This is a genomic window from Longitalea luteola (assembly GCF_017356035.1).
Taxonomy (GTDB): domain Bacteria; phylum Bacteroidota; class Bacteroidia; order Chitinophagales; family Chitinophagaceae; genus Niastella; species Niastella luteola.
This window is the reverse complement of sequence record NZ_JAFIQX010000001.1, coordinates 1,016,252-1,042,642: the sequence shown is the minus strand read 5'-3', so window position 1 is coordinate 1,042,642 and position 26,391 is coordinate 1,016,252. Positions and strand designations below refer to the sequence as shown.

The window sequence follows — 26,391 nt, the reverse complement described above, 5'->3', positions numbered from 1 at the left end:
TAATAGTTTCCTTTTAAGGTTGATTACTTTAACCGCTTAAATCCTGCCTTTTCAAATAGGAGTTCGTCGTTACTGTCTGTAACTATATAAAATTTATCATGAGGGTTATCAATTGCCAGTTCCTTTGCTACTGATTGTAAAAAAACGGGAAATTGATTGCGAGATTTAGGATGGCAGTATACGTTAGACAACATAAAGACCGATCCATCCGTTATACCGCCGAATTTATTGTCTGCTACAGATGATTGCTGACTGGCTACCCAGGCGCAACCCGATAACCGCCCTTTGTCTGCCCAGGTATAACAATGTCCGCCTTCTTCAAAGCGCCGCATGGCGTCCGACAAAAATTCCTGGTGGCTATACCTTACATCTCCGGGATCATAATTCATCAGGTTCTTCAGATCGTCTTTTTGAACATTCAGTTCGCCTGAGATCGCTGCGCCTTTTTGAACAACCCAGCATTTCATGGTCTTGTTGCGCTCTTTTAACAGGTTCGCTGTATACGCAACCCATGAAGAGAATCCGCGCCGGGCGATATTCATGAATTTTTCCCTGCGCTGCGTTAGGTTCTTTTTTCGCTTTTTTAATTTCTCGGGATCTGCACCAACGATACCTATGGCCTTTTTAAAATAGCCGTTGATGCGGAAATTCATCCTGGTTTTGAAACCGTCGAAATTACTACCTATATTCAACGTGTATGCAACCTTGTGATCAGTTGCCAGCACGTCTTTATATCCATCAGCTCCCGGCGTAAGATCGAAGACCTCAGTACCTTCCTGGGCCAGCAATTTGCCCAGCATCAAAAAATGAATAATCCCGGGTGAATGTTTCGCGTATGCCGCATCAAAGGAATTGATGCCCTGCAGATGAAGCTCGCGGGGTCCTCCCATGGCAACATTGGAGGAAATTATTTTATCACCGATCTTCAAAAGCGTGGCATGCAGTACGTTCTGCTGGAACAGCGCCAGAAAAAATGGTTTTCTGAACCGGTCGGTCTTAAAGGCCATTTTATTGTACATGGCTCCTTTCCTGAAATCATTCTGAAGCGCCAGCTCATCAAACACTGAAACAAATGTGGCATAATCAGTGATCCGCTCCAGCTTGAGCTCACCCTGTCTTTTCAGCCTGTTTACCTTTTCGCGCCGGTTCTTCTTTTTCAGTTCACTGGTAAAATGGTCATCATTTATGACCATAACGGGCTGGCGGGCCGGCATTAAAATGGAGCGCTTCTTCCATACCGGGTCTTCTTTCGTGAAGTGTAATGAAGTGCCTGCAGGTATATATTTAAGCAGTATTCTATTATTAGGGAATTTCCGTGTAATTGCCGTCAATGCGCCTTTGATGAATGTTTCATCCGGATCATCGGTCGTAAGCCATACCTGGTATTCTGCCTGGTTCGTGCCAGCGCCGGTTATCAGTCCGTTCTTTCCCTTTGTTAAGGTAAGCAGTCCCGTTAGTTTGCCTGCGTATTCGGTTTTAACCAGAATGGGCAGAAACTCTTTTTCGTAGAACTGATACCATGTGGCCACAAAGGATGAGCTTTGAAACACCGTTGCCCACGGGCAGGCGTTGAACAATTCATTCCAGCTTTCGATGAATGCGGGATCCTTGATCAGGTTGAGCACTTGTTCGCCCGTTAAAATTTCAGGGCTGCCTGCAGGGATTGGATTAAAAGCTGCTACTGTCTTTTCTTTGGTTGCTGTCGCGATCATGTGGTTATAGGGTTAAGTTTTTTCGTTGTTGCTCTGTGCAATGCTTCTGTGATCTGCATTAACTCAGATGCGGTCAGTTCCTGGTGTACCGGTACTGCGAATACCCGGTTCCGGAACGCCATACTTTTTGGGAACTCTTTTACCGGCAGCGACGGATGTGCATTTCGCCAAAACAACAATCCTTCCACTCCGTACCGCCGAAGTTTTTTAAGTACTTCATCCGCATCATCCACTTCTACCGGAAAAGCAAACGGACAGGCGCCCTTGGGCAGTGTTGCAAACGGACGCGGTACCAGATGCCGGTGATGATCCAATAGAAATTTATAATTTTCCCTTCGCCGCTCAGCGGTTGAATGGTCTACCATTTTTGTGATCAAACGCATTGTCATGTCAGATGGCAATGTGTTTGGGTCGCCCAGTTCAAACTCTTTATGCGGATTATGGTTTTTCTTCCTCTTCCATTTTTTGAGTAAGGGTTTCACATACAGATGTATGCTACCGATCAATGCCCAACGTTCTGCTACCCAGTTCACATGACGTTTAAAAACGCCCCACCTGCCTGATGGATGCTCCGATTCAGGCAATTTAGGCGGCATAAACGTGATCACAGCACCTCCGTCGGGAATACCGTATGTTTTATACAGGCAAAAAACACCTGCATGTCCAAAAGAGCCAACGGGTTTGTCATCGAATTCGGCAAGAAATGCCTGGGCTGCATCCTCAAAAAGCAGCAACCCCCGCTCGTCGCACCATTTGCGCCAGCGTATGGCATCCTGGGGAAAACCCAGATAGTGGATCAGGTATAACACCTTTACATCGGGCGTGAGCATGGTCTCCAGACTGGAGGCATCAGGCTCAAGCAGATCGGTAACTTCATAATAACGGATTTTTACACCTGCCTGTAGTAAAGCCTCTATTTCACAACCATGATGGTAAGCCGGCACAAGTACTACATCGTTTCCGCCCAGGCCCATGGTTCTACAGGCATTCCAGATGGCATGGCGTGCCTTGGAGAACACCCGGCAACCGTCGTCACTCAGCGGAAAAGGCAGCCACTTGGAAACATGCCGGAAATAAACATTAAGTGGCAGGGTTGGCCAGATTGAAAGTCGACGCGCAAAATACATTTGATGTGGTTTTAGATCATAAAGAAAGGGTGGTTGCGGAGAGCTCCCGATGCTTTTTTTCTGCCGCTTCGGCTGAAAATTGTGGCAGGAAAGCCCAATACCAGCTTATTGATTTCAGCAAACCATTCTGCAAAGAGATCCGGGGTTGATACCCGGTCAGCTCCTTGTCTTTGACTTCAGCAATGGGAAAATTTGTGTCATGCGCTGAAAGCCCGGCCGCACCAATTTCTATAAGACCTATTTCTTCATCAAATGCACTAAGTAAATCTCTCAAATATACAGCTAATTGGAATAAAGAAGTTTTTTCCTGAGGTGTTATATTATATACCTGGTTCAAGGCATTGGCATTGGTGCTGAGCATAGCCAGAACATGCGCCCGCACTATATCGTCTATATAATTGAAATCATAATATATATTTGCTGAATTATCAAAAGCAGGCGATGCATGTTTGCGCAATTGCGTCACCAGATTGGGTATCATGGCCGCATACTCACTTTGCAGGTTCTGCCGCAGGCCATACACATTACTATACCGCAAACCGATCGTCTCCATTCCATATTGTTGTGTAAATACTTCTGCATATAATTCGTTTATATATTTGCTGTCGGCATCCGGTGAAAATGCATGTTCCACTTTTGAGGCGGCGTTGCTTTCCCCGTATTTTGGCGGGCCCGAGGCATACACCAGCCGCTTACTACCCGCCTCATGGGCAACAACCAGCAGGTTTAAAAAATCTGATACATTGGCATTATTGAACGCAGTTCCGTCTGTGGCCAGATGAAATACGTAATCCATTCCCTGACAGGCAGCTTTGCAGGTATCCATGTCCCGGATATCGCCCTTCTTAAATTCAAACCGCGGGTGATTGGCAAAGGGCGCTACGTTACGAAAATGTCCTGTTGACAGGTTATCCAGCACACGCACTTTGCGGGCGCCGGCAGTCAATAGAAATTCAGCAATATGCGATCCTATAAAACCTGCGCCTCCTGTGACCAGAAATGCAGCCGGGGAAACTGTTTCAAGTTGTGCGGATGTGAGTTGCATAAATAATTCTTTTAGGTGGAGTTAATAAAGAAAGGGCCTCTCTTAAAAAGCCGCTTTATGCGCCTTTGCGCTACATATCGTGAGAAAGATGATCTTGAGATCGAGTGCGAATGACCAGTTCTCAATATACCAGAGATCGTGCAGGGTCCGCTGCCTTTTCTGCTCTTCGGTGTCAGTGGGACCGCGCCAGCCATTCACCTGCGCCCAGCCGGTTATACCTGGTTTTACATATTGCCTGAGCATATAGTGGTAAACGTTCTCCTGCAGCTGCCGGTTAAGGTATCTTCTGTGCGGACGGGGCCCTACCACACTCATGGAACCTAACAATACATTGATGAACTGCGGCAGTTCGTCGATGCTGTATTTTCTAATAATTCTTCCTATCCGGGTGATGCGCGGATCATTTACCTGTGTGGAATGAACACCGCTAGCTGAATCATCGTTCTGACGCATGCTTCTGAACTTATATACTTTGAACGGCCGCCCTCCTTTTCCGATGCGGATGGGACAATAAAATACAGGGCCGCGCGATTCCAGCTTGATCAAAATGGCCACCACTACGAACAACGGCAGTAATAAAGTAAGTGCTATGGTTGCAAACACCTTATCGAAACAATTCTTCACCAACCGGGCATACCTTCCGTCGCAGGGCATTTCGCGAATGTTCACAGCATCCACCTGCCCAAACCGCGTGATCTTATAATGATTGCCGAACAGCTCATGATAGTCCAGCACGTATTTCACCCTGATACCATGATAATCCGCAACGGATAACACCTTTTGTATGTTGTTCTTCTGATCGTCGGGTAAAGCGATAACGATCTCATCAACGTCGTTAGACTGCAGGTACTGATTGATATTGTCAAGATCACCGAGCACCTTTTTACTTTCTATCATACACACATCCTGTGTGTCGCAACTGATAAATCCTTTCAACTGGTAGCCGTGATTATGACTTGTCAACACCTCATCTTCCACTATTTTCGCTTTATTACCCGTGCCTGCAACGATCACGAATTTCTGGTTGCCTGCGATCTTGAATAGTCGATCGATGATGAGGAAACTGATCAAAAAATCAAGCGCAAAAATGCCGAATGTAATAGTGATCACCTGTTTCCAGAAAACCATTGGCACCGGTAAATACAATAGCACCGCGAACTCAAGTATGATCAGCGAAACATACGTCTTTACATGACTCGTTATCCGCTTCTGCCATTTGGTTGACAGGTCTGAATACCGGTATTTCCTAAGGTATTCGAACAGGCACCAGAGAATAATAAAGACAGATAAAGCGATCCAATCTCTTTTGGAAAACCTGAAATCCCTGAAACAATACAGTGCAGCTAGAAATACAAAAATCAGCGGAAATAGATCAACTGCCAGGTATGGAAGCTCACGTTTCTGTTTTTGACCAGACATAACCACGATCTCTTTAAAAGGTTAATAAATTCAATCTGTTTACTTTTCCATAGTCAATTGAAAATAGCTTCTCGTTAAGTATGACATGAATGGGTTGGCCATAAATATTCTGCCCGGTGCTCTCAGCCGGTTAAGCGAAGGCCACTTCACAGTTGGATTTTTAAATCCGGCATCTTTCAATACTGAGATCCAGGTACTGGGCCTTTGATGTTTATGCCATTCGATGGTGGGAACGAAAATATTTTTTACATGAATGTCGTTGAAGAAGTTCTTACACGAACAATCGGTCGCAATCAACACGCCTCCAGGCTTCATTATCCGTGACAGATCCTTAAAAATGCCTACATAGGTTCTGTAACTGGCCTCTGTATTTCTCAGATGAATACAGGCGTTTTCGTCGAGGTGGTTGATCGAATTGTTCAGAACAACAACATCATATTTTTCAGCGCTTGTCTGCTGCAGGTAATCCTGTAATCTGAGCGGCAGCAGTTCAACCGGTAACGACTCCGGCAACTCCCTGCGCAGGTCGTGATATCCTGATATCATCCCATTTCTTGAACCATCTTCTTCCGGTTCAAGACATACTACTTTTTTAGCTCCTTTAACGGCCGCATATAACGACAGCAGCCCTTTGCCCCCACCGATATCCAACACTTCTTTTTGTGACAGATCAACATGTTCGAATAAACCGTTGAGGTAAAACTTAAGGTTTCCTTTACTGGAGTAAAATTTCTTTTTGACCACTATATCAAAGAAGTGGTCTGCGTTCTTTGGTGTCATGATAAAACTACGTTAAGTAAAATGATCAAATAACACCTACCAGCAGATCCCTTCGTAGTTGGGCAATTCTTCGAGATCATGAATTCTGGCCAGATCAATTATGGCTGTTTTCTCTTTTAGCAAATGCCGGTAGGTCTTTGCATCGAAATTGCGGTGGCTTATCACCACAACCTCATTGTCGGCTATAGCAGATTCAAGATTATTGCTGATATGCTCTGATAAATGCGGCAGCCGTTCGTTAACATAGGCTTTATTGGCGCCAACGAGTTTTGAAAGACAAACGTACTCGTCATAGATGGTCACCCGGTAACCTTTCCCGATCAATGTTTCGGCCAGTTCGACATAAGGACTGTAACGCAGATCATCTGTACCTTCTTTAAAACTCAACCCCACCATGCAAATGTTCTTCTTTCCCTTACTATGAACCAGTTCAAACGCTTTCTTCTGGTGCTGCTCATTCGAGGAATGGATCATTGCCAGTACCGGCGTATCCAGGTAATTGTCGTGCCCCAGCGTTACTAATCCTTTAAGGTCCTTGGGCAGGCAGGAACCGCCGTAAGCAAAGCCCGGTTTTAAATAGGCCGGTGAAATATTCAGGCGGGTGTCCTTGCAAAACAAGTCCATTACCTTGAACGGATCGATGTGCAGGGCTTTGCAGATATTGCCCACTTCATTGGAGAAGGCAATTTTGAGCGCATGAAACGAATTATTGATATACTTGATGATCTCGGCAACCTTTACATCAGTTATTTCAATGGGTGCATCAAGACAGCGGTATAAGGAAGCCACTTTTTCCATGGCGCCTGTATGATCGCCTCCGATCACAGTTACTGCCGGATGGTAATAGTCATGCACAGCGGAACCCTCGCGTAAAAATTCAGGATTGGAAACCACCGAGAAACCTACGCCTCGTTTTTTACCCGAAAATTCTTCAATGATCTCACCATATTTCTTGTTGGTTCCCGGCATTACCGTGCTGCGGATCACCACGGTATGAAAGCTTTCCTTTTCGCGCAGCGCCTTTCCTATTTGTTCTGCGGTTTTATAGATATAGGAAAGGTTCAAATGCCCGTTTGCAGTAGGCGGTGTGCCTACACAAATGATGCTCAGATCGGTATTATGAACTGCTTCTTCAGCGCAGGTAGTGGCTGAAATGCTGCCCTTTTCATACCCTTCCCGGATAATGTTGTCTATGTCTTTTTCCTGAATGGTGGGTAAGCCCCTGTTGATAAGATCGACCTTAAATTCGCTTACATCGACCCCGATAATTTCATGCCCGTTCTTTGCAAGGCAGCCAACGCTGACGCATCCAACATATCCCAGGCCAAAAATTGAAATTTTCATTGTTTCTAGGTTTTATAACGGTTAATCTGCTCTTTCATGAATGCAGTCATGTCATCCCATTGTTCAAGCAGTTGTTTTCTGATACTGGTCTGTTTTTCCTCATCAAATCCTTTCCCAATGATCATGTTGATAAATGGTACTGCGCTGTCAACGGGCAGGTGTTGCAGCATGCCCAGTTGCATCAGCAGTTCATTCGCTTTCATTTTCCTGATGCCGCAGTACACACTGGGCAGCCCCAGCATGGCGCCTTCCCTGGCCATACTGTCACCCGATGAAATGACCATTTTCGAAAAATAAATGAGGGAATGAATGTCTTTTACAGGTTCCTGCAAAATGGTCCAGTGGGCAGGATACCGGTTTGCATAACTTTTATCCTCAAGCGATAAAATGACTTTCGCTGATGGATCTATTTTACCGGCAAAGCTGCTGATGATACCATCCTGCTGATTGTAATAATTAAATGATTTATTACTTACCTCGCGAACGAAAATGTATTCATGAGGAGCAAGTCCATAAGGTTCCAGCGCTTTCACATCGGGCCTGAAGCGTCGCGGACTCAAATAACTCCACTCTTTCAGGCAATTGAAAACGGAAACTTTCCGGTTCTTTTCAACGATAGGCGGAAAGAACAACTGGGTGCTCAGCCTGGCATTTATCGTATTCACCTGTTTCCTTTCGGGATCATCATAGAACTGGATCAAAGGAATACCGGCCAGTTTACAGGCCATGGCCAGTGGAATACTGCTTGCCGCTACACAGATATTGTATTTCTCTTTCCGGATAAGCTCCAGAAAGGCCAGGGTTCGTTTAATATTTCCATCCCACAGGATCGACCACCTGGTGCCCCTGCTGCTTCCCACCGGAATGGTGTTGAACCCCGGGTATTCCAGTTTAATGATGTTGGGCAGTTTTCCCCGTTGGAGGTAACAGATAGTTACATCCCAGTTCTCTTCACGCAGCTCGCTGGTGAGCCCTTTGAAAAGATTCAGCTGGGCCGGGTGTTTTATGTCAAAAAGAATTTTCATGCGGGACTTGGGCCTCCTTTAGGCATACTTTCCTGAATTAATTCCTTCTTATTCGTTTTATTTTTCAGCTTGAAATAGCTGAGACGCGGCAGTTTCGTCATCAATGGCTGCCAGACGCCTGTCATGCGGCAAATGTTTTCAGCGGTGGAAGCGCCTTCCAGAAAACCGAACCGCGGCAGGGTAAAACTGTTCTTCAGCGATTCCGGCGTAAGGTATTTGGGATCTGATGAAAATGCCAACCGGTAGTTGAGGTTCTTCAGTATTTGTGCTTCGCGCTTGCTGTAATCGCCATTCGGATATGCGAAATAGTCCACTTCCTTACCAATCCATGATTCCAGCTTTTGCCGGGATATTTTTAATTCTTCATAGATCTGCTTCTGGTTGCAGTTAATGAGGATCGGATGCGTATGCGTATGCGCGCCTATGGTTATATAAGGATACGCTGAAATGGTTTTAACCTCGTCAACTGTCATTGCATCCCTGCCAGGGTTAACTTTCTTCTTGATATCCTGTAAAATACCAAGCCGTGTTTGCTCGGGCACTTTTTTCAATTCATGCTTTGAATAGGGTATCAATCCTTTTTGTTTTGCCTGTTGTACGTACGACCACCAATAAGCGCCTTCTTCTACAGGTGATGTGGAAACAAAAATGGTTACCGGTACTTTATGCCGGATGGCCACTTCCACAACATTGGGCACATTTGATCGCCAGCCATCATCTACCGTTATCAATACCGAGCCTTTGGGAAAAGGTATTTCGCCGTTTTTTATTCTTTCAACCTCATCCAGGCTAATAAACCGGAAGCCTTTGTCCTTTAACCATTGGATGCACCATTCAAATTCTGCTTTCGAAGGTTTGTGAAAATACAGGGACAGAATGCATTTTGAGTTCAACGCCTTCCTGGTTGCGTACTTTACTACGCCGGTAAGAATGAACGAATTCGCTACGGCCTGGCAGACCAAGTTTCTCAAACTTTTTCTCATACAATCTCTTCGTTTTAGGGGGTTTATTGACTATTGTTTCCAACCAATTCAGTTTGAACAGGGGCGTGATAATTTGCAGTTGTTTCGGTAATTGGGTATGATTTAGATTTGGTAATACATTTAATATACACTGACCTGAGCCGTTTTGCCACTGTTTCCATATCCAGGCTCAGACTCACAATACGCTGCCGGCCTTTGGTCCTGCCTTTGGTTTGTGAAAAGTGGATGGCCTCTTTCAATTTTTCTGCGAAATCTGCCGGCTCAAAAGATGCCAGGTAACATCCTTTGGTTTTTCCAAATACCCAGCTCACATCGCCTACATCTGTTGAAACGATGGGGCAATTACAGGCCATCGCTTCTTTAATTACATTCGGCGAGCCTTCCATATAAGATGGGAAAGCCAGTACATCCGCTTCATTCAAATATTTCGGCACATCGTTATGCTGTACCGGGTAAGGACTGATCAACTCTACATGCTGCCAGCCCAAATGCTGAATGGCCGCTTCCACCAGTGGAAAATTCTTACCCGGCTTGTTCTTGTTGCCAAGGAACAGAACTTTAATTTTTCCGTCTGTTCTGGTATGATCACTATGGCCATTCATTTCCCGGGGCCTGAACTTTTGCATATTGACGCCATTGGGAATGATGTGTGATTTACGTTTGAGGTAAACAGACTTTTCAATGTTAGCCGATTTGGAGATGATTGCTTTTACAAAAGGCTGGATCAACCAGGTCATAAATGAGGAGAGCCGGCTGCTTAAAACCACTTTATTTTCGCCTTTGTATTCGCCATTGGCGTCGCTGCCCATTAACGACAATACAACGGGGATTCTCCATCCGGCACCTATCAGGGCAGTCCAGCCCGAATACGTAAAATGCGCATGGATCAGATCATACTGTTTTCTCTTCAGCAATTTTCGCAGGCTGAATCCGGCTTTAATATAACCTTTTAAACCTTTTCCATGAACAGGGTAATAATCCACTTCAATGCCCTCGCTCTTCAACGATTCCCCCTGCTCTTTGATGAAAGGAATGATATCAAACTCTTTGCTGTTGCCGCTGCTCACGAATAGCACTTTCATAAATTATAATATTTTCATTGGCCAGAATATCCTGGTATGTTTGTTCAAATGCCCTTCCCATTTTATTAAGCGAAAAAGATTCATCAATGATCTTCCGGCTTACTTTCCCAAAGGCTGAACATTTATCAGGGTTATCAATGAGGTCAGTTATCAATTCGGCAATTTCATTTTCTGTTTGCCCGGTTACCAGGTAACCATTTACATTATGATGTACTATTTCTTTTGTACCGCCGGCATCGTTTGCAACCACCGGTTTGCCGAGGCCCATATATTCTACAATTGAATTTGAGATACCTTCCCCGTGTACCGCCTTATTGGAAAAAAGAACGCCCAGTGTACAACTATTGACCAGCGCTTCCACATCGCTTACCCGGCCTGTTAGCAGGATGCCGGGATTCTGTTTCGCCAGTTTATAAAACGGATCCCTTACCGAATCATCATCGCAATTATCACCTGCAGCAATGAAGGTGATGTCTTTTCTTACCCGGGTAATTCGTTCTGCTATCCTGAAGAATAAGGGGTAATCCTTATTGTTCGAAAAGGTAGCCACCATTATTACCGTAAATGGCGTTACAATCCCGTACTTTGCACGCACCTGCTTTGGATCGGGCAGATTTTCGAAACGGTTTGGGTTGATACCATTGTAGATCACCTTCGCTTTTGCCGGCGGCGGTTTGAAAGCCTCTATACCTGCCCGGGAGTTGGAAAGGATTACGGTTGAGAAACTGAAATTGATGCGGTCAATGATCTTTTTTAATGACCATTTGCCTGCATTGGGAGGCGCTGATGTGATCTGTCCGTTCACCAGCGGGATCCTTCTGCCAATAACCGCAGGCAGCGCATAGAACGACTGCATGCGTCCCCAGGTATGTATAAGATGTGGCTTGAACTGCTGACATATTTTGTAGAACTTGGCAAACACCGTTGGATCATTCTTTTTCCATCTCTTCTTAATAACCTCATAGTGAATATTCAGTTTATAAAAAGCCGAATAATCTATTTCTGTACCGGTTACTACTACCATGAGCTCATAGCTGTGTTTCTGGTTCAGATAGGTAAGCAGCTCAATCAATCGGCGTTCCTTGCCTCCCCCCTTTAAACTGCCGATGAAAAAAATAATACGGGTCTTTTGATTATGAAGCATCATACTTTAGAAATTATGCATGTGTAGCCTGATCGGTAAGTGTTATCAGGCGTGTATTGCTACGAATGGGTATTATTCGATCCATTTCTGAAAGATACCTGAGCAGATTCCTGGCCAGTAACCTGTATCCATGATTGTTCGCCACATACGATCTTGCATTATCCGACATCAGCTGGTACAGCTCAGGTGTTATAGAAGCATACTGTTTGCACAGGTCGAACACATCGTTATAAATGAGGCCCAGGTTGTATCTTGAAATAATTGAATCGGGGTTAACATTTACGCCTGATAAAATTGGCGTGCCAACCGACAGCGCTTCCAGAAATGTATTGCTGAAGCCTTCATAGCGGGAAGTGTTCAGTAAAAATTTAGCGTTCGCAATGAAGGGCATAACCTGCTCGCGTTGTAAATAACCACAGAATGACACATTGGGCAAGTGTTTCAGTTTTTCGAGGTAATAGCTGGTTTCCGAATCCATCTTCGCTCCTTCTTTGCCGGCAACAACAAACCGTTCATTTCTTAAAATGCTGGCTATTTCAAATAACATTTTCAGGTTCTTCGGGTAGCGGTAAATGCCCACCCAGGCTATATACCGTCTTGAACTTGTATCAACCGGCTCCTCGTTCTTTACATAAAAAGGATTGAAGATCTTGATAGTGGATTTGCCCGGGAATTTTTTCCCCACCATCATCAATTGATAATTGTTCTGACATAATATATGATGCGACAGCCTGAAGCCCATGTTCAGGAGGAACTGGTGCATGAAGGAATTATCCTTGCGGAAGCGGTTGTCAAGCTGGATATCGCTCGATATCCGGTGGATCAATTTAATTTTCAGCATCCGGCAAATGATCCCGAGAAAGAATGATGTCCAAGCAGGAATGCCTACATATAAATAATCAGGCTTCGCCGCTTTTATACTCCTGTAAGTATGTGGCAGCCGGTAATAGAGCCACCGCAGCCAGCGCACACCTTTGTTCGGTTCAAACATGGGAACCAGCCTGATCCGGCTACACTCCTCTTTCAAAAGTTTTTTGCCGGGCGAATTGGTCATTACATACACCTCCTGCCCTTCTTCAAGAAGTCCCATCATCCAGGCAAATGATTGTACGGCTGAACCACCACAGGGCTTTTCTTCCTGCATCATCAGGTTGATGAGCTTGTCATCGTAAAATAAAAATCTGGCCATCGCTGAATTGGTTTGTTAGATAAATATTCAATTATACCTCGGTCTCTTCGGTAGGCGGTTCATCTTTTGCTAAAGGCATCATAAGTACGAGAAATAACAACAGTGTTGAAGCTATCTCGGTATACCGGCCCGTAACCGTATAAACCAAAAAAGATCCTGTACAGAAAAGAATCAATAATTTGTCAAAGTATCTATTGGCGGCTTTGATCGACTGGGCAAATGCAGTTCCTACCATTAAAAGATACAGAAGCACTCCTATTATCCCACTTGAATGCAGCAGATTCGGAATATCTCCATGCAGGCTTCTGTCGCCCAGGAAACCATTGCCATAGTTGCCGGCGCTGTTAAATAATCCAAAGCCGAACCAGGGACTATATGCATTGTACACGAACATATCAGCATACAACAGATCATATTCTATGAAGCGCTTTTCTTCAGCCAGCGCCCGGTCATCCAGTTTACGCAGCTCCACCCTTTCATTGAACTCCTGTAAAAAATTGGTATTGGAATAGATCACAAAACCAGTTACAACAACCAGGCCCATCATAACGAATACCATTTTAGCCTTCTTCTGGGTCATGAGGGTAAGCATACCAACCACTATTCCGAAAGCGCTTAACGCCATAACAGTGCGGCGCAACGTAAGCATGATGAAGAAAAGGGAAACAACGGATAGAATTACATACATGTGCTTACGTTCGGTAATGCCTTTTAGAAACACTACAAAAAGCGCTGTAGACAGGGTATTGAAAGCCGCCGCCCACAGGTTGCCGTACATGACACCTTTTGTAATACCATACATGCCCATGGGCGAAAACTTATAAACCGTAGACACAAGGGCATTGGCTATAAAAAGTATCAGTATCAGGAAGCAGGCATTGCACAATTCCTTAAAAACCTCCTCCCTGGTAAACTTTGCATAAATAGACGGAATTAACGCTATCAATAAGAACAACCAGATAACCGAGAAAAAGAATGGCCTTATCAATGTCAGGTTCTCAGACTGGGTCAATAAAGCAAAAAAGTATATGATCAGCAGAAATGAAAAAATATTGTTTTTAAAGAACGAAGAATTCCTTACAATTTGTAACACGATGATAAAAGATATAAGACCATAGTAAAGGAAAGCCGGACTAAGCACACCTACTATCTTTTCTACAAAGAACAATACCGGCAGATAAAAAATTCCCCGCTCATTCTTTTTAAGTATCACATAAATACCAAGTCCATAAAAGCAAACAAACTGAAGGAACAGAAAAAACGGTGTCATTAGGGCCTCCCCTTTTTGTGGTTTAATGAAGCACGGAACTAGTTCATGGCGATCGAAAAACGTTCGCGGGTCAATTGGGCAAATTTGGAATAAAAGGTATCGGCGGAAAGGTTCTCCCGGGCATATTGCAGCGACTGCGCCCGCATTTGTGTTAGTTTCTGATAATCGGAAATAAGCTTTTCCAAAGAAGCAGCGAGATCATCCAGGTTATCTGATTTAACAACAAATCCATTCTGCCCATTGGTAATATTGAATTTTGCACCGCAGGTATCGGTACAAATTACAGGCAGGCCGTACCCCATTGCTTCGTTCACCGATACGCCATATTGTTCATTGATGGCCGGCAGCACAAAAATGTGATGCGCTGCATACAGGTCTGCCATCTTATGATAAGGTACATTCTGTTTAAAATCGATCAAACCGGTAAGTTTCAGGTTATCCACTTCCTGTTTGATGGTGTTTAAGTTGAGCTGTTGCGCCGGGGTAGCACATTCTCCTACGATCGTTGCCGTAAACTGGTATTTGTTCTTCAGCCGGCTCAATGCCCGGATAAACAACAGGTGCTTCTTCCTTTCCTGGTGGTATTTACCCACCATCAATATTTTTGGCCCCTCGTTTGCTATCTGGTTATTAAATTTTTCTTCAGTAGTTACCGTAACAGGCAGCGGTACGTAATACATATATTTCAGCGCATTGTTATTCCCGGAAATGTCATTGCTTTTTATCGGGGTCATCCAGGCAGCCCTGAAAAAGCGAATGGTAAGTTTTTGTTTTAACCGCAGCCGCCATGACCTTGACCGATATAAATTCTCCTGTGTGTAAAAAACGATCCTGGCTTTTGTAATGCGCGCATAAAAAGCAGCCATCAGTGAAAACAATTTATAGGGATCACGTATAACCACCATTTCGGGGTTCAATTGTTTGAAGACCTGCCAGTACTTTATTGGATTAGGGAAGTAATTCTTTCTGGTTGATGCGCCCTTTCCAAAGATCTTTTCCACGATCACCGACAGTTTGCTTTGTTTAAATGTCGTTGGCACTATCAGGCTGTGGTCTTCGGTGGGTCCTATATTGGCGACATGAAAAGAAACTTCATGTTTTTCGTCCAGGAGCTTCTTTATCAACTGCACCTGGTTGGTATGAAAACGGGGGGCAACAAACAACATTTTCATCTGTATAAGGTTTTAATTTTTGCTGAAGCCAGTATCCGATTTGAAAAATTTTATGGAGCCTATAATCTGCTTAAACTCCAGCCTGTCTGCACTGCTCAATCCCATCAGGTAAAACAGTACTAAAGAACTGACAAAGGCAACCGGCGCCAACACGATCATTTGATAGATGCCCAGTGGGCCGGTATTTGTTGACAGCCAAATGGACAAGCCCAGCATTGCAAGAGCAGTCAGGAACGGCCGGTAGCTCACTGCCATAGAAGGCGTTTGTGTGGTCTTCATCAGATCGGAGAGGATCTTGCGTTGACCGATAAATAAGAACAACCTGCTTATCATCATGCTGAGGCAAAGACCCGCAATACCCATTTTGTTAGCCAGTACAATTCCAAAGGCTGCAAATAAAACGCCTGCAATAAGGGTGAGAAATACTTTCTTTTTGATATCAAGCGTAGCGCTGATGATACAAGCATCGTTGCGAACGAAAGTGTCCTGGATGGTCATTAACATGATCAATGCATTGGCGGTATGTCCTGCAAAATGGTCGTTCCCTACCCAGGCACTTAAAAACGACTGGTTGAAAATGATAATGGTTGTACCAAAGGCAGTAGTCAGCAGCAATGAGATGCGGTTAATATTCTTTCTGACGCTTTTTACTTTGTCGTATTCTTTCAGGCCGAGCAGCTTTCCTATGCCGGGCATGATGCCCAGGATCAGGCGGTTGATCAGTCCCTGCAAAGCAGCAGGTACAAACTTCGTGAGCGAGTAATAAGCTACTGTAACCGGACCGGCCACGATACCCAGTAAAAGTTTGTCGCTATTGGTATTTACCATATTGGCACCTGCATCTGCCAGGTACCAGGCGCTTAATTTGCCAAAACGGAAAACATTCGAACGGTTTGGCATGCTGAATCCGAACCAGTCAACATTTCTTTTTACCACTATGTAAAAGGAAAGACCGATCAGTAAACTTTCTACCAGGTGAACCCCTGCGAGCCCTATCAAACCCCAGCCCCAGATGAGCGCCAGCACTTTTAATCCTCCACCCAGCAGCACGATACCTGCCCGGAAGCCCATGCGCTTGAAAGTAAGGTTCATTCCCCGCAGGATCGCTTCGAACAATTCGAAGAATTTGAAAACGAGAATTGAGAAGATCAGCAGGCAGCAGGTAATGCGAACCAGCGTATAATGTTCTTTAGCGGCATGGGTTATATGAGGAGCATACCAGGCAATAATACTGCCGGCGATCAAAATCACCGGCATTACAAATAACATTACGACAAAAGCGGCACCAGCGTCACTTCTCAATTCCTCCACTGTAGCTACGTCCTTCTTTTGTGCAACTGTCCATTTCAGCACCTGCGATGACCGGGTGTCGGCAATGTTTACATAACCGGTAAACTGACCGAGCATTTGCCAGATGCCAAACAAAGAAGTTCCCAATCCCGTTATGATGAAAGGATTTACAAGCAAACCGGCAAGCCGGTTTGCTGTATAATCAATCACACTGGATAATGTATTCAGATAGGCACGTTGCTTCAGGTTCTCCCTGCGCTTTCCTCCATTAATTCCCAGATCTTCAGAGGGTTTACTTATTATCGGTTTTTCAATCATTGCGGCGTTATTAATAAATTGTATTTACCTGGCTCATTTCCATCTGCTCAAATGCATAGTATTGCTTGAACCATTGAATGAATTTGCTTAATCCTGTTTGAATCGGTGTATGAGGTCTGTAATCGAAGTTTTTAACCAGTTCATTTATATCTGCCCAGGTAGCCAACACATCGCTCTTTTCCTGGTCCTTCATTTCAATGATTGCCTTTTTCCCGCAATTCTTTTCTATCTCCGTAATAAAATCAATTAACTCCACCGGCTGGTCGTTGCCGATATTATAGATGCGATACGGCGCCGGTGAGCGGGATGGATCGGGGTTGAGGCCACTCCATGAGGAAGCCGGCTTAGCCGGCTGATCCAATACATGTACTATGCCATCCACCACGTCATCGATGTAAGTAAAATCGCGTTTCATTTTTCCTTCATTGAAAACGATAATGGGCTGATCCTTCATAATGGCATCGGCAAAAAGATAATAAGCCATATCCGGCCGGCCCCAGGGACCGTATACGGTGAAGAAACGCATACCTGTAGTAGGTATATTGAACAGATAGCTGTAGGCATGCGCCATCAGCTCATTCGACTTCTTGGTAGCGGCATATATCGACACCGGGTGATTGGTGCAATGCGTAACTGAAAAAGGCATCTGTTCATTCAGTCCATATACACTGGAAGAGCTTGCATACACCAGGTGCTGGATGTTATGATGGCGGCAGGCCTCGAGGATATTGAGGAACCCCGCCACATTCGACTGAATATAAACATCCGGGTTATTGATGGAATTCCTCACGCCTGCCTGTGCAGCAAGGTGCGCCACCATGTCGAATTTTTCCTTTTTGAACAAACGCTGGATATGAGTTTTATCTTCCAGGTTCATTTTAACAAACCGGTAGTTCAAGAATTTATGGCTTTGTACGGGCACATTCCATTCAATGCCGGCTTTGTCAATACCATTTTGAGCCAAACGGGCATACTTTAAATTGACGTCGTAATAATCGTTGATATTATCAAGGCCAACCACTTCGTCGCCACGTTCAATCAGTTTTTTGGTAAGAAAGAAACCAATAAAACCCGCGCTTCCTGTAACCAGAATTTTCATACCTGTTATTTTGGAAAAAGAATATTATACCCGTTGCAATTTTGATTTCCTGCTCGGCTTTTCGCGGTATACATTTTCATAGCCATAGCCATAGCTGTAACCATACATACCCTTAATGCCTCTGGAGCGAATGCCATTGAAGACGATATGTGGATTTTTCAATGCCTTGAACTTGCTGTTACTGTCAAGGATCTGCACCATGGCTTTCGGTGTACGTCCATGACGCATGATAAACAGCGTTATATCGCAATAATCTGATAATACGTATGAATCAGAAACCGGATCGATGGGCGAAGCATCGAGTATCACATAATCGAAATTGGCGTTGAGGTAATTCAGCAAAATGGTTAACCGGCCGCTCAGGATCTGCTCCCGGGCATTTTCGATCCCACTGCCCGCGCTCACGATATATAAATTCTGGTCCATGCTGCTGCCGATGATCTCTTCCGGCTCCTTAGTTCCTTCCAGGAAATCAGCCACACCCGGTTTATCAACCACACCCATGATGGTCGATGTTTTTGGCTTGCGGATGTCGAGGTCGACCAGCACCACTTTATTGCCGGCCAACGCCAGGCTCCTGGCCAGGTTGGTGCTTATGTATGTTTTTCCTTCGGAAGAGATGCTGGAGGTTATCAGGATCCGTTTCATTTTCATTTCTTTCTGGCGGCCTACCAGACCAATAGCAGCCCGCAGGTGCCTGAATTGCTCAGCCACTACAGAAACCTTTGAACCGGACCGCAGCAGCGATTCGCTTTCCTTGTTGGCCGCAATTTCTGCAATAACAGGTACTGAGGTGAGTGATTCTATTTCTGAGCGGAACAGGATCTTCTTGTTCAGCATCTCCCTGGCCGAAACCAACCCGATTGCCAAACCGATAGAACCCGCCAGCACGGCAAAATATACCAGCGATTTCTTGGGGCTTACAGGAACCAGGTTCGATTTGGCATAATCGATGATCTTGCTGTCGGAAACCGCCGATGAACTGGCCAGCGCCGTTTGTTCGCGTTTTTCCAGGAGGTAATTATAGATACTCTTTTTGATCACCTGTTCGCGGCTGATATTCATCAGCTCCCTTTCTTTTTGCGGAATGGAACGAAGCATGGAGTTGTAATTACCGCTGATGGCCGTAAGGTCTTTTTTGCTGGCCTCCAGGTTGATCCGGTGCGATCTCAGTTTTTCCAGGATCAGCGGCCGCGTTTGTTCAATTTCCTTTGCTACTGCAGTGGCGAAGGGGTTGTTCTCTGCCGTGCTGTTCATCAGCTTGCCATATTCCACTTTGGCATTGTATAGTTTCTGCATCAGGTCGCTCAATACCGGGTCGCTGATGCCTACTGCAGCAGGTACAACATCGTCTGTATTATTCTCCCTTGAATTAACATAACGTTCCATTTCGTCCAGGGCTGCCAGCTGCATGCTGAGGTCGGCTATCTTGCGATCGTTGCTTCCTACATTGTCGAGGTATTGTTTGCTTTGCTGGCTAAGGTCCACCACACCCTGACTGGTCCTGAATGATTGTATGGTATTTTCAATGGAGTCCAGTTCTCTTTCCACCTTTACCAGCCGGCTTTCGATAAATTCCAGCGTATTGGCCGCTGTTCCCTTCTTTTCTTCTATAGATAACAGGTTATAGGCCACCAGCAATTTGTTCAGGATATCTTCGCCCCTTTCAGGCACTTCATCTTTCAACACCAGGGTGATCGTAGTTGACAGCTTACTGGCTGATCTAACTTCCAGATTGCTGATAAAGCTGGGTGCTATATTTTTCGGTCTGTGCAGGCGGAAGAACAATGGACCCTGTGCCGGTTCCACCAGCTTTTCGTTGTAGTCAAACTTCAATTCGCCATAGGGCGTAGTGCACCATTTCTCTAACGGGTAGTGCTTGCCATCTATAATGACTTCGGTAGGTTTTCTATTGGAAAGTCCTTCGAACTCTCCTGCATTGTTATCATTATCATAAGTAAATGCAATGGGCACATCCAGTTCACCGGTCTCTTTCAGATCTTCGGGCCGTTTTGCTGAAATAACAATGGGCGAACTGGTGTAAGCAGAAGTAGCTTTCATTTTGCCTTTGGTAGGGCCTTCATAAATGGGAGCATACAACTGCAATTGATCCACCACCTTTTCCATCAGTTTCCTGGAGTGAATGACCTCCATCTCATTTTCAACGATATTCTTGGTGGGATAAATTTGAAGGGCTTCCAGTACGCCTGATTCATCCACTCCCTTTTTCTCGTCTTTTACCATGATGGTCGCATACGTTTCATAAACAGGGGTAGCATAATACTTGAGGTAAGCCCACGCGCCTGCAAGGCCAAGAATAATAAGTAGCACGAACAATGGCCAGTATGGCAGGTACCAGTTGATGGCAACTGAAACGATGTTCATTTCATTGCCTGATTTTTTGTTAGTTTGCATATCTACCTTGTTAATCGATCAATAATCACAACTGCCAGTGAGAGCGCACTCAAAATAGCCGGCAGCCATATACGAGTATTGCCTGCAGTGGCAACTTTCTGTTTATTTGGTTCTACGTATAGAATATCATTCGACTTGAGATAATAATAGGGAGAGGTTAACAGGTTCCCGGAATTGAGATCAAGCCTTTTAACTATTCTTGTACCTTTTTCTTCCCTGATCAAAGTAACGTTATCACGACGTGCATACACGGTCATGTCGCCGGCAAAGCCCAATGCTTCGAGGATGTTTATTTTTTCATCAGGCACATTGATCACCATCGGTTTGGCAACTTCGCCCAATACTGTTACTTTAAAATTCAGGTAACGAACCGTTACTACGGGATATAACAGGTATTTGTTGTCGGTAATAACCTTTGTAATACTTTCTTTCAGACCTTTTTTGGTTAAGCCGGCAGCTTTGATGCGGCCAAGCATTGGCATATCAATGAAACCGTCCTGATCAACGAGGTAACCGGTTGCCTGCGTGGATGTATATCCTATCGCCTGGGTTGAAACGGTTACAGCTGTATTGAAGGGTTGGCTGGCTGTTGCGTTCGGACTGCTCACAGTAATACTCAGCAGATCGTTCTTTTGAATTACAGGTTCCAGGTTATCAATGGCGTTGTTGATCTCTGTTTCAGTAATACCACTGAAATAAACCACTTTCTTTGTGTTGGTGCAGGAGGCGCCTATAATGCCGGCCAGCAGAACCACCCATAACCAGGTTCGGTTGCTTAACCTTGCGGGCAGCTTTTGGTAAAACAAGGTTTTGTGTTTTTGATACGGTGACTTCACGGTAATATATATTTATTAGGAAATTAAATGTTCAGCATCTCCCTTGCCCCTGCTGTCCACCACTTCAACATGCGATTTGGGTATTTCAGCCAGCATGGCATAACCAAGCGTTGGCAATGAAACCCGAACGGTTTTTCCCAGCACTTCCATCACCAGGCCTTCCTGTTCCATGAACAGGCCGCATTTAATGCGTACCCTGTCATTTACATCCACATCAATTTTCTCCAGTCTTACATTACTGTGTTCCAACAGGAAGTTCTTGATGACCTCAATTTCAGAGTCGCGTATAACAGCGGGTTTGCCCTGCCAGGTAACATAGTTGAGAACGCCATCTGTTTGTAATACACTTATACGCTCTTTCTCCGTTACGCGGGCAAATACATAACAGGTGAACAATGGCTCATACACGATCTTCTTGCGGTCGCTCCATTGGCGCAAGACCCTGTTCAGGGGACAATAATTCTCAATGTTTTTACGGGTAAATAAGGATGCAACTTTTTTCTCCCACTTGGCATGCGTGTATACAGCATACCACTTCTTCACAGCTTTCAAATCTTCTTTTTTTGATAACAAGGCTTCGCCCATCATAATCCCAGTTTTAGTTTTGGATTAAGAGAAAAAGTAAACGCTATAAAACAGGTGCAGGTTTTCGTACAACCATCACGGATGTACTGTTCGGCTCCGCCTATCAAAATCCCAATACGGATCTAGACGTAAACGAAATACTTTAGTTGGATAATGGATAGAGAAAGAATTACCATGAATAATGGATGTAGAAACGAAAGAAGAATGAAACTAAAAGAACTAATTGAATGGAGTCTTGTCTGCATCAATAGAGTAAGGTAATTAAGTAACAAAAAGAATTAAATCGCTGGTTGTAGATTATTAGAACAACGGGAGTTTCAGCTAAAGTCTGAATTGGTTTTTTAAAGTTTTACGAACAAATGAATTTACCGGTTGCTTTCCAGGGATCAGAGCGCCTAACCAATTCATTAGCCTTAATATCGCTGCGCGATCTTTTCACTTCCTCAAAACGTACGGCTCCGCCGATCAAAATCACAGTTTCACTGCAATTCAGCTAAAAAAGGCTAACATTATGAAAGAATAAGGGGATCGAAAGAGGATAAGAGAACACTATAAATTAATACCTTTTTTTTAAGACTACAAGGTTTTTCTTCAACACTCACTGGCTTCAAAACAACTGTACTTATCACACAAAGGCTTCGCCAATCATAATCCCGAATAAAAGAGATTTAGACAAACCCGACATCACTATGTATGTTTGGATAATGGATGAAAGTAATTAGCAAGAATAATTGGATAGAAAATTAAAGCACGAAAGAAAAGAATGACATCAAAAAGGAACCCACTTAAAACACTCATTCGACAAGCGCTGTGGTATTATTTCCTCTGCATAACCGCTCTAGAATATGTCTCAAAATTAAAGATATTTATTTAATACCACCAAATAATTCAGGCTCCATTCTTCTAAAATAATCAGTGTTTCAATGAAAACTTTTCTTCAATCAATTGTTCAATGAAACGTAAACAAACGGTAGGTGTTTTGATGTATAATACTTCAAAATGTAACAAATAATTCATCGCAATTTGGTTTTAATGAGGTACTATATTATAGCTACATATCATTCCCTAAACAGACGGGCAAAAAAAGCTATCATTATGATAGCCCTTTAAATCTTATCCGATTTGGAAAGCAACGGATCTCCAGTCTTTATTATTCATTCTTTTTCATCATTTTCTTCTTCATCATTTTCCTCAGCGTTTTCTTTTACCTTATTTACAAGGGAACTAACGGGTCCCTTCATACTTTCCTGAGGATCTGTTTTATGAAGTGTTTCAGGATCAGGTTGCGAAACTGAATTGTCTTTTTCTTCTTCTACTGTCTTTTTCCTGTCAGTTTTTAAATCCTTCTTTATATCCTGTTTGTCCATGATCAAAACTTTATAATCATCTTGGAAAAATTATGCCACCATAAACCCGGCCGATTTGTGGTTGTGCTTTCCCCGAAAAAAGGATGTCGCGCCACAGGATCTGCCTGGTAAAAACAAAATCAATGCAGCTTGAAAATGCTTTGGAAAGGCTCCTGCTTTATTTAATAATATACTCATAATCAATTGAAAAAAAAGAAAACCTATATAAGTACCGCACGGATCGTTTGAACCCTGCTGTTTCCACATATCCACAGGTGTAATGGCAACATATTGGTGTTAGAACTGATAGACACACGTTCCACTACAAGTACAATTGCATACTGAATCTGGTATTTAAATGTTATTGATTAAACGTTAAAATTGCCCATCCGTTTACACAAACTTTACCCGTCAATGTGGAAAAGGATTCTGGTACACATTTTTTTAGCCGTGCCAGTTTGACCGGGCCTTCGTCCATTCGTCCTTTCAAGAGCCATTTACACCGGCAATCTGCGTACGATCCGTTACCCTCATTTACTTCCCCTACACCGGTACCTGGTGAAAAATAGGTGCTAACGGATTATAGCAGGAAGAATGGCAGCCCGTGACCATCACTGTTACCTGCGGCACACTAGTCATCCCACCTCGGAATGCCATTGTTATGTCTTCTGAACCTACGTAAGACCGGTGTTGATACGGTGCTGGCGACCTTATTTCGCTTCCCGGCTATAGGTTTTCCTGGCCGGCCCAACACCGGTGATGGTACATTTTTTCCAGTTGGCGGGAAGCGAGGATCTGATCTGAATGATCCCTTTAGGCGTTATTTCCAACCCACCGAAACCCATCAATACCGCCTGCAGCACACCACCGGCGCCCGTTGCAAAATAAGGATTGGTGCCGCCCTTCGTTTCTGCTATCACCCGGAAGGGCGGATTCAGGTTGGGCAGATAAGCATCTCTGAACCAATGATACGCTTTGCTGGTATCACCTAACCGTGCATACAGCAACGTAAAAACCGCTTGCGTCATAGCAGGCGTACCTTCCTGCGGCACCCGGGTTTCGTAATACTCGAGGTCTCTTTTGATCTGTTTCGGATCAGTGATCTCCTTCAACGGATAAGCCAGCAAATTCACATCCGCCTGTTTAATGCCTTCTCCTTTATAGGTAGCGTGTTCCCGGGTAACACCGTCAGCCCCGGCTGACTGCCCCGGCTGGGCGGGCATCTTTAAAACAGGGATATTGTTTGCCACCTGCATCCAGTCAGCATTGGGCGTAATACCCAGCAGAATGGCGGCCTGTGTGGCGTATTGCAGATTGGCTTTTGCAGCGGCATTGGTAAAAGCATTGTTGTCTACATTCTCGGCCCATTCATCGGCGGCTACCACATTTTTTATGTCATAGTGGCCCGGACCATTTCGTTCGACCCGGCTTGTCCAAAAGTCGGCAGTAGCAGACAATATGGGATACCCTTTTTCGCGAAGCCATTGTTTGTCCTGCGTTACCGCATAATAATTCCACGCGGCTATGGCCACATCAGCTGTTATATGATGTTCAAAAGGCCCGCTCAATGCCCATACCGGCGTTTCTTCCACGCCGGTGGCGGCACTCTCCCACGGGTACATCGCCCCTTTGAACCCGTTCGTAAAAGCATTTCGTTTCGCGGCTTCCAGCCGTTGGAACCGGTATTCGATCATGCTTTTGGCGAGCTCAGGATGCAGCACCAGCAAAGGCGGATACATCCATAGTTCCGCATCCCAAAAGACATGGCCGTTATACCCCAGTCCACTTAAGCCCATGGGCGAAGGCGAATTGGCCGTTCCTTCCCGAACAAAGGAATAAAGATGATACAGCATGCTGCGGACGTCCTGTTGTGCCTGGGCATCTCCTTCTATCACAATATCGCTTCGCCACAAGCTGTCCCAGGCTTTTTGATGCAACTGCAATAACCGGTTGCGCCCTTCCAGCTTTGCATAAATGGTGAGGCGTTCTGCGGCATTCAACGGATCATCATGGTGTGCAGAAGTGATGGAAGAACCGGCAATGGAGAAACGGTAATGCTCTCCAGCTTTCATATTTTTGGAGAACTTCATCAGGTGCATGTTGTTATCCCACATTTCATGGATGACCCGGGGTTCATGCCCATGCTCTTCATCAAACAGGAATGTGTTGGTAGCGCACATCAGTAATTTGCCGGTGGGCGATCTGGCTGTTGAGGTTAGCAAACTGAGTACCACATGCGGCCGGTCGATCTCATTGTAATAATTCTGTACGTCTTTCAGGGCATCCGGCGCTTCCATAACGCTGGCGCCGGTAACGGCCAGCTCTTTTTTGGCAGTTATGCTAACATCCATCAACACAGTGTAGGGTAAATGGCGTAAGGAATAGTAAGTATAGCTGATAGTGGCTTTATCGCCGTAATCAAAAGAAGCGGTGAAGGCTGCCTGCCGCATATTTAGCTCCTGCTTAAAACCGGTTATACTTTTGGCATCGAGCCGGCGGCCATCAATATCGAGGTATACGTTCAGCAGGTTGAAGCTGCGCAGAAAATTGCTCACCCGCCCGCGGCCATACAGATCATAAGCACCGGCCAGCACCACCTCCTTTACTTTTAGCGGTTCCGGCGATGATACAATACCGATCATTCCATTGGCAACGGTAATGCCATAATAATTGGATGGGTCTATTGAACCGGCTGTAATTTTCCAGGGATCCTGGCAGAAAGTGCAAACAGAAAGAAGTATCAATAAATTGATAGTGATGAGGGCATGTTTCATGATGGCAGATCGTTAAATGTAAAAGTCGAATGTAAGCAATTCTGCCATGGTATCTTTCATCGCTAACATTCGGAATAATCCGAGGAAAAGAGACCGTTGATGGCATAGAGCTTCTCTATGTCAATTTCCAATTGATCATCCAGCCGCAGCCAGTGTTTCCCGTCCTTTTCGAAAACGGTTGTAATAAAACCATTGGCGCGGGTTACACCGCCGTCGTCATACAACATAGCGGCCTGTTGTTTTTCCTGGTGCAGCTTTACCACCAGCTCGTAAAAGCTTCCTTTAGCGGGCAGCGTTTCTCTTAGATCTTTATTCATAGCATAAAGTTAATTTTTAGTGACCAAATCCATAAATGCTGCTATCGGGCCGCATTATAGATTTTACCTATTGAAATATAGAATCAATTGATTATAATTATTACCCCAAAACCCTAATT

21 protein-coding genes are annotated in these 26,391 nt (G+C 44.6%); all 21 read right to left on the bottom strand.

Translation table 11 applies throughout. From position 1 onward, the window contains the following. Positions 1-23: 23 nt before the first annotated feature. A complete protein-coding gene (locus JUB15_RS03940; RefSeq protein ID WP_207511008.1) occupies positions 24-1,712 on the bottom strand; it encodes a GNAT family N-acetyltransferase in 1,689 nt (562 codons plus the stop codon). Then, positions 1,709-2,839, bottom strand: coding sequence for a DegT/DnrJ/EryC1/StrS family aminotransferase (locus tag JUB15_RS03935; protein ID WP_207511007.1), 1,131 nt, complete (start codon positions 2,837-2,839; stop codon positions 1,709-1,711). Before JUB15_RS03935 ends, JUB15_RS03940 begins: the two co-directional genes overlap by 4 nt. A 16-nt stretch (positions 2,840-2,855) precedes the next feature. Further along, positions 2,856-3,884, bottom strand: coding sequence for an NAD-dependent epimerase/dehydratase family protein (locus JUB15_RS03930; protein WP_207511006.1), 1,029 nt, complete (start codon positions 3,882-3,884; stop codon positions 2,856-2,858). Between the two features lie 42 nt (positions 3,885-3,926). Then, a complete protein-coding gene (locus JUB15_RS03925) occupies positions 3,927-5,303 on the bottom strand; it encodes an undecaprenyl-phosphate glucose phosphotransferase (protein WP_207511005.1) in 1,377 nt (458 codons plus the stop codon). A gap of 39 nt (positions 5,304-5,342) precedes the next feature. After that, a complete protein-coding gene (locus JUB15_RS03920; RefSeq protein WP_207511004.1) occupies positions 5,343-6,083 on the bottom strand; it encodes a class I SAM-dependent methyltransferase in 741 nt (246 codons plus the stop codon). A 36-nt stretch (positions 6,084-6,119) separates the two neighbouring features. Further along, complete coding sequence (locus JUB15_RS03915; RefSeq protein WP_207511003.1) at positions 6,120-7,427, bottom strand: nucleotide sugar dehydrogenase; 1,308 nt, start codon at positions 7,425-7,427, stop codon at positions 6,120-6,122. Positions 7,428-7,432: 5 nt separating this feature from the next. Next, the gene (locus tag JUB15_RS03910; RefSeq protein ID WP_207511002.1) at positions 7,433-8,452 is read right to left on the bottom strand and encodes a DUF354 domain-containing protein; all 1,020 of its coding nucleotides are present in this window, start codon (positions 8,450-8,452) and stop codon (positions 7,433-7,435) included. Then, entirely contained in the window at positions 8,449-9,435 is a 987-nt protein-coding gene (locus JUB15_RS03905) for a polysaccharide deacetylase family protein (protein WP_207511001.1), read from the bottom strand. The genes JUB15_RS03910 and JUB15_RS03905 overlap by 4 nt, the downstream gene beginning before the upstream one ends. Before the next feature lie 23 nt (positions 9,436-9,458). Next, entirely contained in the window at positions 9,459-10,517 is a 1,059-nt protein-coding gene (locus JUB15_RS03900; protein WP_207511000.1) for a glycosyltransferase, read from the bottom strand. Further along, positions 10,474-11,664 (bottom strand): glycosyltransferase family 4 protein, encoded by a 1,191-nt coding sequence (locus tag JUB15_RS03895; RefSeq protein WP_242696179.1) that lies wholly within the window; start codon positions 11,662-11,664, stop codon positions 10,474-10,476. Before JUB15_RS03895 ends, JUB15_RS03900 begins: the two co-directional genes overlap by 44 nt. Before the next feature lie 10 nt (positions 11,665-11,674). Further along, positions 11,675-12,850, bottom strand: a complete 1,176-nt coding sequence (locus tag JUB15_RS03890) for a glycosyltransferase family 4 protein (protein WP_207510999.1) — start codon at positions 12,848-12,850, stop codon at positions 11,675-11,677. A gap of 31 nt (positions 12,851-12,881) precedes the next feature. Continuing rightward, positions 12,882-14,120 carry an O-antigen ligase family protein gene (locus JUB15_RS03885; RefSeq protein WP_207510998.1) on the bottom strand — a complete coding sequence of 413 codons (1,239 nt, stop codon included), beginning with the start codon at positions 14,118-14,120 and terminating at the stop codon, positions 12,882-12,884. A 38-nt stretch (positions 14,121-14,158) separates the two neighbouring features. Next, positions 14,159-15,292 (bottom strand): glycosyltransferase family 4 protein, encoded by a 1,134-nt coding sequence (locus JUB15_RS03880; RefSeq protein ID WP_207510997.1) that lies wholly within the window; start codon positions 15,290-15,292, stop codon positions 14,159-14,161. 12 nt (positions 15,293-15,304) lie between these two features. Next, positions 15,305-16,900, bottom strand: a complete 1,596-nt coding sequence (locus JUB15_RS03875; RefSeq protein WP_207510996.1) for a lipopolysaccharide biosynthesis protein — start codon at positions 16,898-16,900, stop codon at positions 15,305-15,307. Between the two features lie 10 nt (positions 16,901-16,910). Continuing rightward, on the bottom strand, positions 16,911-17,999 hold the full coding sequence (locus JUB15_RS03870; protein WP_207510995.1) for an NAD-dependent epimerase: 1,089 nt from the start codon (positions 17,997-17,999) through the stop codon (positions 16,911-16,913). A gap of 24 nt (positions 18,000-18,023) precedes the next feature. Further along, positions 18,024-20,414, bottom strand: coding sequence for a GumC family protein (locus JUB15_RS03865; RefSeq protein ID WP_207510994.1), 2,391 nt, complete (start codon positions 20,412-20,414; stop codon positions 18,024-18,026). A 2-nt stretch (positions 20,415-20,416) separates the two neighbouring features. Continuing rightward, complete coding sequence (locus JUB15_RS03860; RefSeq protein ID WP_207510993.1) at positions 20,417-21,220, bottom strand: polysaccharide biosynthesis/export family protein; 804 nt, start codon at positions 21,218-21,220, stop codon at positions 20,417-20,419. 45 nt (positions 21,221-21,265) lie between these two features. Beyond that, a complete protein-coding gene (locus tag JUB15_RS03855) occupies positions 21,266-21,838 on the bottom strand; it encodes a UpxY family transcription antiterminator (protein ID WP_242696178.1) in 573 nt (190 codons plus the stop codon). Positions 21,839-22,989: 1,151 nt separating this feature from the next. Continuing rightward, a complete protein-coding gene (locus JUB15_RS03850) occupies positions 22,990-23,202 on the bottom strand; it encodes a hypothetical protein (protein ID WP_207510992.1) in 213 nt (70 codons plus the stop codon). A 689-nt stretch (positions 23,203-23,891) separates the two neighbouring features. Beyond that, positions 23,892-25,955, bottom strand: a complete 2,064-nt coding sequence (locus JUB15_RS03845; protein WP_242696177.1) for a kojibiose hydrolase — start codon at positions 25,953-25,955, stop codon at positions 23,892-23,894. Between the two features lie 62 nt (positions 25,956-26,017). Next, positions 26,018-26,272, bottom strand: a complete 255-nt coding sequence (locus tag JUB15_RS03840) for a hypothetical protein (protein ID WP_207510991.1) — start codon at positions 26,270-26,272, stop codon at positions 26,018-26,020. Between the last annotated feature and the right edge of the window lie 119 nt (positions 26,273-26,391).

Coding starts and splice junctions, on each gene's coding strand:
- JUB15_RS03900 (WP_207511000.1), bottom strand. CDS start 10,517: ATGAAAGTGCTATTCGTGAGCAGCGGCAACAGCAAAGAGTTTGATATC.
- JUB15_RS03935 (WP_207511007.1), bottom strand. CDS start 2,839: ATGTATTTTGCGCGTCGACTTTCAATCTGGCCAACCCTGCCACTTAAT.
- JUB15_RS03925 (WP_207511005.1), bottom strand. CDS start 5,303: ATGTCTGGTCAAAAACAGAAACGTGAGCTTCCATACCTGGCAGTTGAT.
- JUB15_RS03910 (WP_207511002.1), bottom strand. CDS start 8,452: ATGAAAATTCTTTTTGACATAAAACACCCGGCCCAGCTGAATCTTTTC.
- JUB15_RS03920 (WP_207511004.1), bottom strand. CDS start 6,083: ATGACACCAAAGAACGCAGACCACTTCTTTGATATAGTGGTCAAAAAG.
- JUB15_RS03885 (WP_207510998.1), bottom strand. CDS start 14,120: ATGACACCGTTTTTTCTGTTCCTTCAGTTTGTTTGCTTTTATGGACTT.
- JUB15_RS03850 (WP_207510992.1), bottom strand. CDS start 23,202: ATGGACAAACAGGATATAAAGAAGGATTTAAAAACTGACAGGAAAAAG.
- JUB15_RS03940 (WP_207511008.1), bottom strand. CDS start 1,712: ATGATCGCGACAGCAACCAAAGAAAAGACAGTAGCAGCTTTTAATCCA.
- JUB15_RS03880 (WP_207510997.1), bottom strand. CDS start 15,292: ATGAAAATGTTGTTTGTTGCCCCCCGTTTTCATACCAACCAGGTGCAG.
- JUB15_RS03890 (WP_207510999.1), bottom strand. CDS start 12,850: ATGGCCAGATTTTTATTTTACGATGACAAGCTCATCAACCTGATGATG.
- JUB15_RS03840 (WP_207510991.1), bottom strand. CDS start 26,272: ATGAATAAAGATCTAAGAGAAACGCTGCCCGCTAAAGGAAGCTTTTAC.
- JUB15_RS03895 (WP_242696179.1), bottom strand. CDS start 11,664: ATGATGCTTCATAATCAAAAGACCCGTATTATTTTTTTCATCGGCAGT.
- JUB15_RS03865 (WP_207510994.1), bottom strand. CDS start 20,414: ATGCAAACTAACAAAAAATCAGGCAATGAAATGAACATCGTTTCAGTT.
- JUB15_RS03930 (WP_207511006.1), bottom strand. CDS start 3,884: ATGCAACTCACATCCGCACAACTTGAAACAGTTTCCCCGGCTGCATTT.
- JUB15_RS03870 (WP_207510995.1), bottom strand. CDS start 17,999: ATGAAAATTCTGGTTACAGGAAGCGCGGGTTTTATTGGTTTCTTTCTT.
- JUB15_RS03845 (WP_242696177.1), bottom strand. CDS start 25,955: ATGAAACATGCCCTCATCACTATCAATTTATTGATACTTCTTTCTGTT.
- JUB15_RS03915 (WP_207511003.1), bottom strand. CDS start 7,427: ATGAAAATTTCAATTTTTGGCCTGGGATATGTTGGATGCGTCAGCGTT.
- JUB15_RS03855 (WP_242696178.1), bottom strand. CDS start 21,838: ATGATGGGCGAAGCCTTGTTATCAAAAAAAGAAGATTTGAAAGCTGTG.
- JUB15_RS03905 (WP_207511001.1), bottom strand. CDS start 9,435: ATGAGAAAAAGTTTGAGAAACTTGGTCTGCCAGGCCGTAGCGAATTCG.
- JUB15_RS03875 (WP_207510996.1), bottom strand. CDS start 16,900: ATGATTGAAAAACCGATAATAAGTAAACCCTCTGAAGATCTGGGAATT.